The sequence below is a fragment of the Roseomonas sp. USHLN139 genome (assembly GCF_037145735.1).
GTDB lineage: Bacteria > Pseudomonadota > Alphaproteobacteria > Acetobacterales > Acetobacteraceae > Pseudoroseomonas.
In genome coordinates this window covers 107,541-121,522 of sequence record NZ_JBBCWY010000008.1, presented here as the reverse complement: position 1 = coordinate 121,522, position 13,982 = coordinate 107,541, and the positions used below count along the sequence as shown (strand labels likewise).

14 protein-coding genes are annotated in these 13,982 nt (G+C 73.9%); 6 read left to right on the top strand and 8 right to left on the bottom strand.

What is annotated here, in order from left to right:
- Positions 1-66: 66 nt before the first annotated feature.
- Together lptM and argH are read right to left on the bottom strand one after the other, a co-directional pair.
- Positions 67-195, bottom strand: coding sequence for an LPS translocon maturation chaperone LptM (lptM, locus tag WFI16_RS20385; RefSeq protein WP_419899695.1), 129 nt, complete (start codon positions 193-195; stop codon positions 67-69).
- The gene (gene argH / locus WFI16_RS20380) at positions 192-1,520 is read right to left on the bottom strand and encodes an argininosuccinate lyase (protein ID WP_442970717.1); all 1,329 of its coding nucleotides are present in this window, start codon (positions 1,518-1,520) and stop codon (positions 192-194) included. The genes lptM and argH overlap by 4 nt, the downstream gene beginning before the upstream one ends.
- A gap of 198 nt (positions 1,521-1,718) precedes the next feature.
- Here argH and WFI16_RS20375 point away from each other — a divergent pair, with 198 nt between their 5' ends.
- Positions 1,719-2,201, top strand: coding sequence for a TlpA disulfide reductase family protein (locus tag WFI16_RS20375; protein ID WP_419899693.1), 483 nt, complete (start codon positions 1,719-1,721; stop codon positions 2,199-2,201).
- Between the two features lie 70 nt (positions 2,202-2,271).
- Positions 2,272-3,669 carry an amidase family protein gene (locus tag WFI16_RS20370; protein ID WP_419899692.1) on the top strand — a complete coding sequence of 466 codons (1,398 nt, stop codon included), beginning with the start codon at positions 2,272-2,274 and terminating at the stop codon, positions 3,667-3,669.
- Between the two features lie 253 nt (positions 3,670-3,922).
- On the opposite strand, the gene WFI16_RS20365 is transcribed toward WFI16_RS20370, so the two are convergent.
- Positions 3,923-4,450, bottom strand: coding sequence for a 2'-5' RNA ligase family protein (locus WFI16_RS20365; RefSeq protein ID WP_419899691.1), 528 nt, complete (start codon positions 4,448-4,450; stop codon positions 3,923-3,925).
- A gap of 59 nt (positions 4,451-4,509) precedes the next feature.
- On the opposite strand from WFI16_RS20365, the gene lysA reads away from it, so the two are divergent.
- Together lysA and WFI16_RS20355 are read left to right on the top strand one after the other, a co-directional pair.
- Entirely contained in the window at positions 4,510-5,853 is a 1,344-nt protein-coding gene (gene lysA / locus WFI16_RS20360) for a diaminopimelate decarboxylase (RefSeq protein WP_419899690.1), read from the top strand.
- On the top strand, positions 5,850-8,420 hold the full coding sequence (locus WFI16_RS20355; RefSeq protein WP_419899689.1) for a TIGR02302 family protein: 2,571 nt from the start codon (positions 5,850-5,852) through the stop codon (positions 8,418-8,420). Before lysA ends, WFI16_RS20355 begins: the two co-directional genes overlap by 4 nt.
- Before the next feature lie 52 nt (positions 8,421-8,472).
- Here WFI16_RS20355 and WFI16_RS20350 read toward each other — a convergent pair whose 3' ends face one another.
- Positions 8,473-9,540, bottom strand: coding sequence for a DUF2125 domain-containing protein (locus WFI16_RS20350; RefSeq protein WP_419899688.1), 1,068 nt, complete (start codon positions 9,538-9,540; stop codon positions 8,473-8,475).
- Between the two features lie 133 nt (positions 9,541-9,673).
- Between WFI16_RS20350 and WFI16_RS20345 the strand changes: the two genes are divergently transcribed.
- Positions 9,674-10,246: a gamma-glutamylcyclotransferase gene (locus tag WFI16_RS20345; protein ID WP_419899687.1), complete on the top strand. Its 573-nt coding sequence runs from the start codon at positions 9,674-9,676 to the stop codon at positions 10,244-10,246.
- Positions 10,247-10,517: 271 nt separating this feature from the next.
- Here WFI16_RS20345 and WFI16_RS20340 read toward each other — a convergent pair whose 3' ends face one another.
- Genes WFI16_RS20340 through WFI16_RS20325 form a run of 4 tightly spaced genes read right to left on the bottom strand, consistent with a single transcriptional unit; the run spans position 10,518 to position 13,437 of the window.
- On the bottom strand, positions 10,518-11,279 hold the full coding sequence (locus tag WFI16_RS20340) for a lysophospholipid acyltransferase family protein (protein WP_419899686.1): 762 nt from the start codon (positions 11,277-11,279) through the stop codon (positions 10,518-10,520).
- 25 nt (positions 11,280-11,304) lie between these two features.
- A complete protein-coding gene (locus WFI16_RS20335) occupies positions 11,305-11,910 on the bottom strand; it encodes a YdcF family protein (protein ID WP_419899685.1) in 606 nt (201 codons plus the stop codon).
- Positions 11,907-12,770 carry a cell division protein FtsX gene (locus tag WFI16_RS20330; RefSeq protein ID WP_419899684.1) on the bottom strand — a complete coding sequence of 288 codons (864 nt, stop codon included), beginning with the start codon at positions 12,768-12,770 and terminating at the stop codon, positions 11,907-11,909. The genes WFI16_RS20335 and WFI16_RS20330 overlap by 4 nt, the downstream gene beginning before the upstream one ends.
- A complete protein-coding gene (locus tag WFI16_RS20325; RefSeq protein ID WP_419899683.1) occupies positions 12,763-13,437 on the bottom strand; it encodes a cell division ATP-binding protein FtsE in 675 nt (224 codons plus the stop codon). The genes WFI16_RS20330 and WFI16_RS20325 overlap by 8 nt, the downstream gene beginning before the upstream one ends.
- A 104-nt stretch (positions 13,438-13,541) precedes the next feature.
- Between WFI16_RS20325 and WFI16_RS20320 the strand changes: the two genes are divergently transcribed.
- The gene (locus tag WFI16_RS20320) at positions 13,542-13,943 is read left to right on the top strand and encodes a zinc-ribbon domain-containing protein (RefSeq protein ID WP_419899682.1); all 402 of its coding nucleotides are present in this window, start codon (positions 13,542-13,544) and stop codon (positions 13,941-13,943) included.
- The last annotated feature ends 39 nt before the right edge of the window (positions 13,944-13,982 follow it).

The window sequence follows — 13,982 nt, the reverse complement described above, 5'->3', positions numbered from 1 at the left end:
GCAAAATGAATGTGGGGGCCTGGGGGCATTCAATGCCCCCAGATTCTTCTCTTAATCCTGGCTTCTCTACCGGCTCGGATAAGTCCGCGGATAGGTCACCTCGTTCGGCGGCCCCGGCGGCTTGATCGGCCCCGGCCGGCCGCAGGCGGCCAGTGCCAGGGCCAGCACCAGCAGGGTCGCCGTGGTGCGGATCATGCCAGGCGCTCCCGCCACTCGGCCGCCATGCGGCGCACATTGACCGGGGCGGTGCCGCCGTAGCTGGTGCGCGAGGCGACCGAGGCTTCCACGCTCAGCACCTGGAAGACGCCGTTGTGGATGCGCGGCTCCTCCGCCTGCATCTCGTCCAGCGTCAGGCCGGAGAGGTCGACGTTGCGCGCCTCGGCCTTGGCGACCAGGCGGCCGGTGACGTGGTGGGCGTCGCGGAAGGGCAGGCGCAGCTCGCGCACCAGCCAGTCGGCCAGATCCGTCGCCGTGGAGAAGCCGGCGCCGGCGGCCTCGCGCAGCCGGGTGGTGTCGGGCTTCATGTCGCGCACCATGCCAGCGGTGGCGGCCAGGCCCAGCGCCAGGTTCTCGGCGGCGTCGAAGATGCCTTCCTTGTCCTCCTGCATGTCCTTGCCATAGGTCAGCGGCAGGCCCTTCATCACCGTGGTCAGCCCGACCAGGGCACCCATGATGCGGCCAACCTTGGCGCGGACCAGCTCGGCCGCGTCAGGGTTGCGCTTCTGCGGCATGATCGAGGAGCCGGTCGTGTAGGCGTCCGACAGCTTGACGAAGCCGAAATACGGGTTGGTCCAGAGCACGATCTCCTCGGCGAAGCGGGAGAGGTGCGTGGCGCAGATCGAGGCGGCGGCGAGGAATTCCAGCGCGAAGTCGCGGCTGGCCACCGCGTCCAGGCTGTTGCGCATCGGCCCGTCGAAGCCCAGCGCCTGGGCCGTCATGTGGCGGTCGATGGCGAAGCCGGTGCCGCAGAGGGCGGCCGAGCCCAGCGGGCTCTCGTTCATCCGCGCCCGGCAGTCGCCGAGGCGCGAGCGGTCGCGGCCCAGCATCTCGACATAGGCCAGCAGGTGGTGGCCGAGCGTCGTCGGCTGCGCCGGCTGCAGATGGGTGAAGCCCGGCATGACGCTGGCGGCATGCTCGTCGGCGCGCTCGACCAGCGCCCGCATCACGTCGGCGATCTGGCCGTCGAGCCCGTCGATCGCGTCGCGCACCCAGAGCCGGACATCGAGCGCCACCTGGTCGTTGCGCGAGCGGGCGGTGTGCAGGCGCTTGCCGGCCTCGCCCACGCGCTCGGTCAGGCGCGCCTCGATGTTCATGTGGATATCCTCCAGCGCCTCGCTGAAGGGGAAGCTGCCGGCCTCGATCTCGGCGGCGATGGCGTTGAGACCGTCCTTGATGGCGGCCTCGTCATCGGCGGAGATGATGCCTACATGGCGCAGCATGGCGGCATGGGCCAGGCTTCCGCGGATGTCCTGCCGCCACATCTTGCGGTCGAACCCGATGGAGGCATTGATCGCCTCCATGATCGCCGAAGGGCCGGCGCTGTAGCGCCCGCCCCACTGCTGGTTGCCCTGGCTGCGCTGCTGACTGGACCCACTGGAACTGGACAAGGAAGGATCTGCCTCGTGTTGCTCGGACGCCGCTCCATGCTCTCGCTGACCGCGGCGGGGGCGACCCTAACCACGCTGCTTCCGGCACGGCAAGGGATTGCAGGGGAGAGCGTGGAAGGTCTGTCCAAGCTGGCCCGCTCGGAACCCAGCCCGCTGCCCGACTTCAGCTTCACCGACGCTGAAGGAACCACCAGAACCGCCGCCGATTTCAGGGGCCGGCCGCTGCTGCTGAACTTCTGGGCCACCTGGTGCCCGCCCTGCGTCGCCGAGATGCCGGCGCTCGACCGTGCCCAGGCGGCGCTGGCCGGCGAGGGCTGGGCGATGCTGGCGCTGTCATCCGACCGCGGCGGCAAGGGCCAGGTCGAGCCCTTCTACCAGCGCACCGGGCTGCGCCACCTGGCGATCTGGCTGGACCCGCGCGGCGCCGCCGCCCGCGCCTTCGGGGCCCGCGGCCTGCCGACCAGCGTCATCGTCGACCGCCAGGGGCGCGAGGTCGCCCGCCTCGAGGGCTCGGCCGCCTGGGACGACCCGGCCTTCATCAAGCTGCTGCGGGAGCTCGCCGGCCCGGTGCCGGAGACCACGCAAAGGACCTGACGCCTCCCCCCTCGACGGCCGGCCGGCCGGGCGCAACACTCGCGCCGATGTCTGAGACGGGGATGCCGGCATGAGTGAGTTGTGGCGCCTGACGGCCAGCGAGGTCGCGGCGAAGGTGGCGGCGAAGGCCGTCTCCGCCCGGGAAGTGGCGCAGGATGCCCTGGCCCGCCTGGCCGCGGTGAACCCGGCGATCAACGCCGTGGTGCAGGAGATGCCGGAGCAGGCGCTGGCCGCGGCCGAGGCGGTCGACGCCGCCATCGCCAGGGGCGAGCCACTCGGCCCGCTGGCCGGCGTGCCGGTCACCGTGAAGGTCAATGTCGACCAGGCCGGCTTCGCCACCACCAACGGGCTGCGCCTGCAGGCCGATCTGGTGGCGAAGGAGGACAACCCGGTCGTCGCCAACCTGAAGAAGGCCGGCGCCGTCATCATCGGCCGCACCAACACGCCGGCCTTCAGCCTGCGCTGGTTCACCCGCAATTCCCTGCATGGCCACACGAAGAACCCGCGCAACCCGGCGCTGACTCCGGGCGGCTCCTCGGGCGGCGCGGGGGCGGCGGTCGCGGCCGGCATCGGCGCCATCGGCCACGGCACGGATATCGGCGGCTCGATCCGCTATCCGGCCTATGCCTGCGGCATCCACGGGCTGCGCCCGACGCTGGGCCGCATCCCGGCCTGGAACCCCTCCGGCCCCGAGCGCGCGATCGGCGCCCAGCTGATGGCCGTCTCCGGCCCGCTGGCGCGCAGCATCGCCGATATCCGCCTGTCGCTCGCCGCCATGGCCGCCGAGGATGTCCGCGACCCCTGGTGGGTGCCCGCCCCCCTGGAAGGCCCGGCCGCGCCGAAGCGCGCTGCTCTCTGCATCCGTCCCGAGGGCCTGGCCACCACGCCCGAGGTGGAACGCGCGCTGCGCGACGCCGCGCTGCGCCTGCAGGAGCGCGGCTGGACCATCGTCGAGACGCCCTGTCCGCCGCTGCGCGAGCCCGCCCGGCTGCAGGCCATGCTGTGGCTGGCCGAGTCGCGCCGTGGGCTGAACAGCGCCCTGGCCAAGGAAGCCGACCCCGACGCCAGCTTCGTCTTCGCCCAGATGGAGCGGCTGTGCAGCGCGCCGGACCTGAACCAGTTCCAGGACGCGCTGCAGGCCCGCGCCGGCTTCACCCGGCAGTGGCAGATGTTCCTGAAGAACTACCCGGTGGTGCTGCTGCCGGTCTGCTCGGAACTGCCCTTCGCCGATCTGCTGGACGTGGAATCGCCGGAAGCCTTCGACCGGGTGATCGAGGCCCAGCTGGTCCAGGTCGGCCTGCCGCTGATGGGCCTGCCCGGCCTGACGGTCGCGATGGGCGAGGCCGAGGGCCGCCCGACCGGCGTCCAGCTGATCGCCGGCCGCTACCGCGAGGATCTCCTGATCGAGGCGGGGGCGGTGATCGAGGCCGCGGGGCCGGCCGTGGTGCCGTGCGATCCGGTCGTTTGAAGAGAAGGCAGGGGAAGAGAAGGCAAGGACGAAGGTCGGGGGAATGAATTCCCCCGATCCCCCTTCTTTTTTCTTTCAGACTGCCGTGTCCACGTGGGGACAGTACGTGGCTCGGCCCGACGACAGAGCGACCTTTGAACGAGCACCGTTTTGGTAGAATGACGTCCCGCCGAGATGCCCTGGTGTCGGTGCCGTTGAGGCGCTGAGCGTCAAACGGCCGACAGAACAAAAGGAAGAAGGGGTCCAGGGGAATTCATTCCCCTGGCCTGCCTCTGCCCTCTCTCTTGAATTCGAATTCTTCGACCGCTTCCCAAGGCCCTCCGCGATAGTGCCACAGCGCCATCCCGGTCCCGGTCCCCTCGAAGCTGTCCAGCCCCTGGGCGACCAGTTCCCGCGCCGCATCGGGTGCCACGAAGTTCTGGATCGTCACATGCGGCCGGAACCCCTGGCGGTCCTGGGGCGTCAGGCGGCTGTGCCAGGCGCTGACCAGCATGGCGCGGAGCGCGAGCAGGGGCGGGCTTTCCACCACCACCGCGGCGCCGCGGCCCAGGCTGCGCAGCCCGGCGAAGCGCAGCGGCATCGGCGGCGTGCCGCCGGCCAGCACGGCCAGGTTGGCGCGTATTTCGTCGAGGGTCTCGCCGGGCAGGGCGTGGAACAGGGTCAGGTGGGCGTCGAGTTGGTTGCGCTCGGGCGGGAAGTGCTCGCGGCGCAGCGCGTCGAGGCGGGCGAAGCTCGCCGGGTCGAGGGACAGGGTCAGGATCAGGGGCGCGGGTTCGGCCATGCGCTGATGATGGGGCTTGGCCGTGGCGTCGCCAGGGGTGGCTCGCTTAGAATGCCGGGATGGCCGCTCCGCTCCCTGTCGCGCCTGACAGCGCCGACCCGAATTTCGCCGAACTGATCGCCGCCCGCCCGGGCCTGTCCCTGCATGCGCAGGACGGGCTGGTGATGGAGGAGGTGCCGCTGTCCCGCATCGCGCGGGAGGTGGGCACGCCGACCTGGGTCTATTCCGCCGGCACGCTGCGCCGCCGCTACCGCGCGCTGAAAGCGGCCCTCGACGGCGCCGGGCTGAATGCCAGCGTGCATTATGCGACCAAGGCGAACGACAACCAGGCCGTGCTGCGGGTGCTGGCGGCCGAAGGGGCGGGGGCCGACATCGTCAGCGTCGGCGAGCTGCGCGCCACCATGGCGGCCGGTATTGCCGCCAACCGGACGGTGTTCTCGGGCGTCGGCAAGAAGCCCGAGGAACTCCGCTTCGCGCTGTCCCAGGGCATCTTCCAGATCAATGCCGAGAGCGTCGAGGAGATCGCGATGATCTCGGCCATCGCGGCGGAGATGGGCGTGCTGGCGCCGGTCGCGCTGCGGGTGAACCCCGACGTGGACGCCAGGACCCACGCCAAGATCACCACCGGCAAGGCCGAGAACAAGTTCGGCATCGCCTTCGAGGATGCGGCGCCGCTCTATGCCCGCATGGCGTCGCTGCCCGGCATCCGGCCGATCGGCATCGCCACCCATATCGGCAGCCAGATCACCGATGGCGTCTCGGCCTTCCACGCCGCCTATGCGCGGCTGGCCGAGATGATCCGCGGCTTCCGCGCGAGCGGCCTGCCGGTCGAGCGGGTCGATTGCGGCGGCGGCCTCGGCATCCCCTATCGCGACGAGGTGGCGCCGCCGCCGGAAGCGCTGGCGGGGGCCATCAAGGCGACGCTGGGCGGGCTCGGCCTGCCGGTGATGCTGGAGCCGGGGCGCTGGATCGCCGGGCCCGCCGGCGTGCTGCTGGCCAGCATCGTGCTGCAGAAGCAGGGCAGCAACCGCCGCTTCCTGGTGGCGGATGCGGCGATGAACGACCTGATCCGCCCGGCCATGTACGAGGCCTGGCACGGCATCGTGCCGCTCGACCCGGTGCGCCTGGCGGATGCGGTGATGCCGGCCGATATCGTCGGCCCCGTCTGCGAGAGCGGCGATACCTTCGCCCGCGGCCGCGCCATGCCGCTGATGGCTCCCGGCGATTTCATCGCCTTTTTGGATGCGGGTGCCTATGGTGCGGTGATGAGCAGCACGTACAACGCCCGACCCCTGGCGGCCGAGGTGCTGGTGGACGGCAACCGCTTCGCCGTCGTGCGCCCCCGGCAAGCCCCTGAGGATCTGCTGGCGCATCAGCGCCTGCCCAACTGGCTGACCCCGTGACGGAGGCGCGCGATCCGCTGTCCCGTCGCCTGGCGCGCGGGCGGCGGCTCGCGCGCTGGGCGCTCGGCTGGGAAAGCCTCTGGCCGCGGCTCTGGCCCGCCCTCGGCGTCGTCGGCATCTTCCTGACGGCCGCCTTCGCCGGGCTTTTTTCCTATCTTCCCGCCTGGCTGCATCTGCTGGTGCTGGCCGGCTTCGTCGCAGCCTTCGGTGCCGCGATCTGGCGCGGCGCGCGCGGCTTCGCCTGGCCCGGCGACGCGGCGGCGGAGCGGCGGATCGAGGCCGCCTCGGGCCTGACGCACCGGCCGCTCTCGACGCTGCGCGACCGCGCGGTGACCGAGGATCCGGCGGCCCTCGCCCTGTGGCAGGCGCATCGGCAGCGGGTGCTGGCCAGGCTCGACCGGCTGCGCGTCGGCGCGCCGCGGCCGGACATGGCGCGGCGCGACCCGCGCGCGCTGCGGCTCGGCCTGGTGGTGGCGCTGGCGGCGGGCTTCGTCATGGCCGGCGGCGATGCCGGGCAGCGGCTGCGGCGGGCGGTCTGGCCGAACCTGCAGGCCGCGCCGCTGGCTGTCGCCGCGCTGAAGCTGGAGGCCTGGGTGACGCCGCCCGCCTATACCGGCGCGGCGCCGGTCTTCCTGGACCCGAAGGGCGGCACGCTGACCGTGCCGCAGGGCAGCCGGCTGCAGATCGCCCTCTCGGGCGGCCGCGGCGGCGTGCCGGAGCTGAAGGTGGATGCGGCGGCGCAGCCGCTGCGCGCGCTGGATGCCGGCTCCTTCGCCATCGAGCTGCCGCTGGAGCGCGGCGCGCGGATCGCGCTGGGCCGTGACGGCCAGGAGCTCGCCGCCTGGAATTTCAGCCTGCAGGCCGATGCGCCACCGACCGCCGCCTTCGCCGAGCCACCGGCGCCGGCCGGCCGCGGCCTGGCGATCCGCCTGCCCTGGCGGGCCGAGGATGATTGGGGCGTCACCGCCGCCCGCGCCGAGCTGCGGCTGGTGGCCCGCCCGGAGGCCGAGCCGCTGCTGCTGGAGCTGCCGCTGGCCGGGTCCAACCCGCGGCAGCAGCGCGGCCTGGCGCAGCCGGACCTGTCGGCGCATCCCTGGGCCGGGCTGGCGGTGCGGGCGCGCATCCTGGCGCGCGACGGCGCCGGGCAGGAGGGGTCCTCTGAGACCCGCGAGATCACCCTGCCGGAGCGTGTGTTCAACCACCCGGTGGCGCGCGCCCTGGTCGGGCTGCGCAAGGCGCTGTCGCTCGACCCCGAGGCGCGGGAGGCGGCGCGGCGCGGACTGGACGAGCTCTCGGCCCGGCCGGATGATTTCGAAAACCATGTGGCGACCTTCCTGGCGCTGCGCGTCGCGCGGCACCGGCTGCAGCGCGACCGGCGGCCGGAGGCGGTGGCCGAGGTGCAGGCGCTGATGTGGCAGACCGCCATCGCGCTGGAGGAGGGCCGCACCGACCGCACCGCCCAGGCGCTGGCCGCGGCGCGGGAGGCGCTGCGCGACGCGCTGGCCGAGGCCGAGCGGACGCCGCCCGATGCCGCGGCGCGCGCCGAGCTGGAGCGCCGCGTGCAGGAACTGCGCGAGGCGGTGCAGCGCCACCTGGAAGCCCTGGCCGAGCGGCTGCGCCAGGAGAATGCCGAGGCGATGCCCTTCGACCCCAGCCAGCGGCTGATGGACCAGCGCGAGCTGGACCGCCGCACGCAGGAGATGGAGCAGGCGGCGCGGGAGGGCCGCACCGACCGGCTGCAGCAGGAGCTGGCCGAGCTGGAGCGGATGCTGGACGCGCTGCAGCAGGGCCGCGTCGCGCGCAGCGAGGGCAGCAACAACAACAGCCGCCGGCAGCAGCAGCGCCAGCAGGGCCAGCAGCAGATGGGCGCGGTGCAGGACATGGTGCAGCGCCAGGGCGAGATGCTGGACCGGGCGCATCGCCGCGACGAGAGCCAGTCGCCGCCGCGCCCCGGCGAGCGCCGCCCGAATGCCCAGCGCGGCCAGCCGCAGCCGGCGCAGCCCGGCGAGACGCCCGAGGCGCGCGCCGCCGAGGCGCAGCGCGACGGCCGGCAGCAGCGCGCGCTGCGGCGGGCGCTGGGCGAGCTGATGCAGCAGTTCGGCGACCTGACCGGCGAGATCCCCGAGGCGCTGGGCCGCGCCGACCAGGCGATGCGGCAGGCGCAGGAGGCGCTGGGCCAGGGCGGCGACCCGGTGCCCAGCCAGCAGCGGGCGATCCGCGAGCTGCAGGAGGGCGGCCGCCAGATGGCGCAGTCCATGCAGCGCCAGTTCGGCCAGGGCGAGGGGGAGGGCGAAGGCCAGGGCCAGGCGCAGGAGGCCCCCGGCAATGCCCAGGGTGGCCAGGGCCAGGAGCGCGCGACGGGCCAGGCGCAGGGCCGCGACCCGCTGGGCCGCCCGACCCGCGAGGCCCCTGGCGCCAACGACCAGGGCAGCGACACCCAGGTGCCGCAGGAGGCCGAGATGCTGCGCAGCCGTCGCCTGCAGGAGGAGCTGCGGCGTCGCGGTGCCGAGCGCGAGCGCCCGCCCACCGAGCTCGACTACATCGATCGCCTGCTGAAGTCGTTCTGAGGGGCGGGATCAAGGATGTGGGGGTCCGGGGGCATTCAATGCCCCCGGAATCCTACTTCCACTCGATACCCGGGATTCTTCCGAGATTCAGCCTGGCCACCGAAATGGTCCGGTTCTCAAGACTGACCGGCACCTCGAGCTGCGGCGCCCCCCCGTTCGGATCCGGCCGCTGCATCAGCGGCAGGATGGCCCGCGCCATGCCCGCCGAGCGCTGCGCCACCACCCCCGCCTGGACCAGGGCCTCGAGCAGCCGCGGCGCATTGGCCAGGCGCAGCGTCCCGGCGCCGACCGGCTGCAGGTCCGGGCCGAGCGCGAAGGTCGCCGCCGCGCTGGCCGCGATCTCCGCCCAGCGCAGGGTCAGGCCGCGCAGCTCCAGCGCCCCACCGGCATCGCGCCAGCGGGCGGCGCGCTCGGCCGGGGTGCCGGTGGCGGGCGGGGCGCCGTTCAGGGTCGCGTCCAGGGTGGCGCTCTCGATGCGCGGCCCGAGCGGCGTCTGCATCGGCAGCACCACCCCTTCCAGGGCGAGCGTCAGCGCGGTCTCGGCCGGGTCGGGCAGGGCCAGCTCGCCGGAGAGGCGGTCGATCGCCAGGCTGGCCTCGGCCGGGCCCAGGCGCAGGCCACGGCCCTCCAGGCTGGCGCGGTCGGGCGGGGTGTCGGCGGAGAGGGCCAGGGTGGCCTGCAGGTCTTTCGCCGTGAAGGGCAGGGTGGTGGCGCCGAGGCGCAGCGCCTGCGGGCCGCGCGGCCGCAGCACCAGCCGGTCGAGGGCGGTGGGGCGGAGCTCGGCGTCCAGCGCCTCGGCCTGCCAGGCCAGGCCCTGCGGCCCGGCGATGCGCCAGTCGGCCAGGGTCAGGCGGGCGGCGAAGGGCCAGCCGCCGCGGACGGGCGCGGCATGGGCGATTTCCCAGCCCTGGGCGCGGCGGGCGCTGGCCCATTGCTCGAGGCCCTGCTCCATCCGGCCGAGCATGAAGCTCCACAGCGCGTAATGGCCGCCGCCGAGCAGGGCCAGCAGCAGCACGAGGCCGAGCAGCAGGCGGCCGCCGCGGCGGCGCGGGCGGCTGGCCCGCGGCGGGGCGGAGGCGGGGGCGGGGCGGCGGGGGGCGGCGGGGGCTGGGGCGCTCATCGTCGCGAAAGATAGGGGCGGCGGGCGGCGGCGGCGAGGCTGCTCACCGGAACGGCAAGGGGGGCGCGCGCCGCATGGCTGGGCCGATCTCCCTCCGGCTGACGCGCGGCGCGCGGCGGTGTAGGGGAGCGGCATGGACCAGGCTGTGGCGCCGCTGCTGGATGCGGACGGGTTTCTGTATGTCTTCGGCTATGGCTCGCTGATCTGGAAGCCGGGCTTTCCACATGTGGCGATGCTGCCGGCGCTGCTGCGCGGCTTCCACCGGCGCTTCTGCATCTGGTCGACGCATCACCGCGGCACGGCGGAGCGGCCCGGGCTGGTGCTGGGGCTGGATCGCGGCGGCGCCTGCCGCGGTGTGCTGTTCCGGGTGGAGGCCGCGGCGGCGGCCGATGCGCTGGCCTATCTGGATGCGCGGGAGATGATCGGCGGGGTCTATGCGCGGCGGGTGGTGACGGCGCGCCTGCTGCCGGCCGAGGGGGAAGGCGGCGGCGCGGCGAAGCGGGCGGTGACCTTCGTCGCGGTGCGCGGGCTGGACTCCTATTGCCGGGCGCTGGCGCCGGAGGTGGCGGCTTCGACCATCGCGGCCGGCGTCGGGCTGAGCGGCGCCAACCGGGACTATCTGCTGAACACCGTGGCGGAGCTCCGGCGCCTCGGCATGCGGGATGCCGGGCTGGACCGGATCGCCGCCCTGCTGCCGCCCGGCTGAGGCCGGGACTCCGATTCGCGCCGCCTCCCAGAAGGGGTGGCGCAGGTTTTCCGCAGAGTTATCCACAAGACGCGGTCGGACCGCCGTGCCACAGGCAAGAGATCTTCTGCAGCCGCCGCGTCCTGTTTTTAAGATCTATTGTTTTACAGAGACTTATGTATCGTTTCTGCCGGCCGGGCCGCTTCGGTTCAGGCTGCCGCGGGACGGAAATCCAGCCGCGGCAGAGGCTTGCGGGGTGGCGTTGGCAGTGATGCGGCCGGGCGGGAAGCAGTTATCCCACAGAATTATCCACAAGAGGCGGCTGCACGGCAGGTCCGCCCCCGGCGCGGACCAGGCGGTCGGTTTCGGTCTCGATCACCGCTTCCAGCTTCGCCAGCAGGGCGGCGCGCGGCAGGCCCGGCGGCAGCGGCGGCAGCAGGGCCACGGTGATCGGGCCGGGCAGCTTGGGCGCCATGGCGCCGCGGCCCCAGTGCAGGCCGCTGTCGGTGGCCACCGGCACCACGGGGGCCGGGCTGGCGGCGGCCAGCGCCACGATGCCGGGCTGGTAGGGCACGCGGCTGCCCGGCAGGGTGCGGGTGCCCTCGGGGAAGATGACGACCTGATGGCCCTTGGCCAGGAGCGCGGCGGATTCGCGCACCATGCGCTTCAGCGCGGTGGCGCCGCCCTTGCGGTCGACCGGGACGGAGCCGTAGTGCCGCGCCAGCCGGCCCCAGGCCGGGATCTTCAGCAGCTCCTGCTTCAGCACGTAGATCGGATCGGGCAGGATGGCGAGCCAGACCACGGTGTCATAGGCCGACTGGTGCTTGGCGGCGATGACGGCGGGGCCTTCCGGCAGGTGCTCGCGCCCAGTGACGATCAGCCCGATGCCGCAGACATGCTTCAGCAGCCACATCATCAGCCGCGCCCAGCCCTGGACGTAGCGGCGCATCACCTGGCGCGGCAGGCCGAGCAGCGCCAGCCCGAAGATGCAGGTGAGCGCCGTCAGCAGCAGGAACAGCAGGTTGAACAGCGCCGAGCGCAGCTTGGTCAGCACGGGCAGGGGGTCCGGGGGGGGGCACTCATGACGGTGGTTTCTCCGGCTTCAGGGCGGACAGGCCGAGCATCGCCCCCACCAGCTTCCCGTATTCGCGCAGCAGCAGGCCGAGGCGCGGCCCGCTGGCCTGCACCGGATGCGGCACCAGCTCGACCCCGGGCAGGGTGCGGCGCAGCTCCAGCAGGGCGCGGGGCATGTGGAAGGCGGCGGTGACGACGCGCAGCGAGGCGATCTGCCGCGCCTGGACCCATTCCGCAACCTCCGCGCCATTGCCGCGGGTGCTGGTGGCCTGGCGGCCGACGGTGATGCGGGTCTCGATCTCGGTCGCCTGCGGGTCCAGCCCGGCATGGCGCATCAGCTGGTCGAGCGCCGCGTCGCGGCCGACGCCGGAGATGATCAGCCAGCGGCCCTCGCCCTCCTGCAGCAGGCGCAGGCCGGCCTCGACCCGCTGCGGCCCACCGGTGAGGACGGCGATGCCGTCGGTCGGGCGCAGCGGCCGCTCCGGCTGCGCCCGGCTGAGCCCGGCGAACAGCGCGAAGCCGCCGGTGAAGAGCATCAGCGCCAGGACCGGGGCCATCCACAGCCGGCTCCAGGCGCCCTGGCGGCTGCCATCGGGAAGCGGCGGCGTCACGGCAGGCGCTTCAGCCAGCGCCGCACGCTGAGCTGGGCCGTCGCCCAGCCGATCAGCCCGGCGACCGGCGGCAGCAGCGCCAGGTCGAACCAGGGCAGCGCCGTCCAGGGCTGCACCTGGCCGCCGGCCAGCGGCGCCGCCAGGTTGGAGAGCGCCGCCAGCGTCGGCACGGCGATCGCGGCGCCCGCCAGCGCGCCGCCGGCGGCGAGCAGCCCGATGCGGCGGGCGAAGCGGCCGGCGATGTCGCCCTGGGTGGCGCCGAGATCATGCAGGATCTCGATCGCCTGGCGGCGCGAGGCGACGCCGGCCCGCGTCGCCACCGCCACCACCGCGACGGCAACGCCGGCGACCAGGGCGAGCACCGCCAGCGCCACGCCCTGCACGCTGCGCGCCAGCGCCGCCAGGCGGGCGACCCAGATGCCGTGCGATTCCAGCTCGGCGCCGGGGACCGCCTCGGCCAGCCGCTCGCCGATCGGCGCCGGGTCGAGCGCCAGGTTCTTCAGCCGCAGCTCCAGCACCGCGGGCAGGGGGAGGGAGGGCACCTCGCCCAGCCAGGGGCGCAGCAGCTGCCGCATGCGGTCGCTATCGACCGGCTCGGCGCTGGCGACCTCCGGCATGGCGCGCAGCACCTCCAGGGCGCGGTCCATCAGGCCGGCCTGCTCGGGCGGCAGCTGCACGGTGACGGCGGCTGCCGCGCCATGCTGCCAGCGGTCCTTCAGCGCCTCGGCGCCCCGGCTGCCGGCCAGCGCGATCGCGGCCAGCAGCGCCATGGCGGCGACCAGCCCGGGCAGCAGCCGGTCGGACAGCGCCCGCTTCAGGCCGAGCGGGTCGCGGGCATAGCGGCTGCGGCGCTCAGCCATGATGCACCACGCGGCCGCCCTCCAGCACCAGCGAGGGGGCGGGGAACTGCGCCACCAGCTCCTCGCTGTGGGTGGCGACGACCACCGTGGTGCCCAGCCGGTTCATCTGCGTCAGCAGCGCCAGCAGCCGGCGCGCCTGCAGCGAATCGAGATTGCCGGTGGGCTCGTCGGCGACCAGCAGGGCCGGGCGGGTGACGACGGCGCGGGCGATGGCGACGCGCTGCTGCTCGCCGCCCGAGAGCTGCTGCGGCAGCGACAGCTCCTTCCCCTGCAGCCCGACCCAGCGCAGCATTTCCGTCACGTCCGGCCGCAGGCTGGATTCCGAGCGGCCGGCCAGGCGCAGCGGCAGGGCGACATTGTCGAAGGCCGAGAGATAGGGCAGCAGGCGGAAATCCTGGAAGACCACGCCGATGCGGCGGCGCAGCGCCGGCAGCGCGGCACGGCGCTCGGGGCGGACGAGGGTGTCGAGCACCTCCAGCTGGCCGCGCGTCGGCAACTGCGCCAGATGCATCAGGCGCAGCACCGAGGACTTGCCGGCGCCCGAGGCGCCCAGCAGCCAGGTGAAGCTGCCCTCGGGCAGGGTGAAGGTCAGGTCGGACAAGGCCTCGGGTCCCGCCCGCCCATCGGGGGAGGGATAGCGCAGTCCGACCGCGGTGAAACGCACCATGGCCAGCAAATGCCACGGCCGGCCGCAGCCCGCCACCCGCCTTGGTTGACGAACAGTTGCAGCCAGGGCTTGCAGCCCGGCCGCGGCCCCGGCATAGGCGCCGCATGCGCATCGAATGCCCGGATTGTGCCGCCGCCTATGACGTGCCGGAAGCCCTGGTGGCGCCCGGCCGCGAGGTGCGCTGCGTGCGCTGCGCCCATGCCTGGGTGCCGCGGCCCGCTCTGCTGCCGGCGCTCGCCGAGGAGGCCGCGGCGGAACCGGTCGAGGCCCTGCCGCTGCGCAGCGAGGCGCCGCGCCTGCCGCCGGCCCGGGCCGAGGAACAACTGCCGGCGGTGATCCCGCCGCCGCCCCGCGCCTCGCGCGCGCCGGTGGTGGTGGCCTGGATCGCCTCGCTGCTCCTGGTCGCGGGGGGGTGTGTCGCGCTGTGGCACTACCGGCTGGCCATCGTCGCGGCCTGGCCGCCCTCGGCGCGGCTGTTCGGCTGGATCGCCGGGGTGATCGGCTAAGGCTGGGGGCGCCGCCCCCAGACCCCCGCCGGGGTGACA

Excerpts from the sequence above, each read along its gene's own strand:
- argH (WP_442970717.1), bottom strand. The coding sequence starts at position 1,520 with ATGGAGGCGATCAATGCCTCCATCGGGTTCGACCGCAAGATGTGGCGG.
- lptM (WP_419899695.1), bottom strand. The coding sequence starts at position 195 with ATGATCCGCACCACGGCGACCCTGCTGGTGCTGGCCCTGGCACTGGCC.
- WFI16_RS20370 (WP_419899692.1), top strand. The coding sequence starts at position 2,272 with ATGAGTGAGTTGTGGCGCCTGACGGCCAGCGAGGTCGCGGCGAAGGTG.
- WFI16_RS20325 (WP_419899683.1), bottom strand. The coding sequence starts at position 13,437 with ATGGTGCGTTTCACCGCGGTCGGACTGCGCTATCCCTCCCCCGATGGG.
- WFI16_RS20365 (WP_419899691.1), bottom strand. The coding sequence starts at position 4,450 with ATGGCCGAACCCGCGCCCCTGATCCTGACCCTGTCCCTCGACCCGGCG.
- lysA (WP_419899690.1), top strand. The coding sequence starts at position 4,510 with ATGGCCGCTCCGCTCCCTGTCGCGCCTGACAGCGCCGACCCGAATTTC.
- WFI16_RS20350 (WP_419899688.1), bottom strand. The coding sequence starts at position 9,540 with ATGAGCGCCCCAGCCCCCGCCGCCCCCCGCCGCCCCGCCCCCGCCTCC.
- WFI16_RS20345 (WP_419899687.1), top strand. The coding sequence starts at position 9,674 with ATGGACCAGGCTGTGGCGCCGCTGCTGGATGCGGACGGGTTTCTGTAT.
- WFI16_RS20320 (WP_419899682.1), top strand. The coding sequence starts at position 13,542 with ATGCGCATCGAATGCCCGGATTGTGCCGCCGCCTATGACGTGCCGGAA.
- WFI16_RS20330 (WP_419899684.1), bottom strand. The coding sequence starts at position 12,770 with ATGGCTGAGCGCCGCAGCCGCTATGCCCGCGACCCGCTCGGCCTGAAG.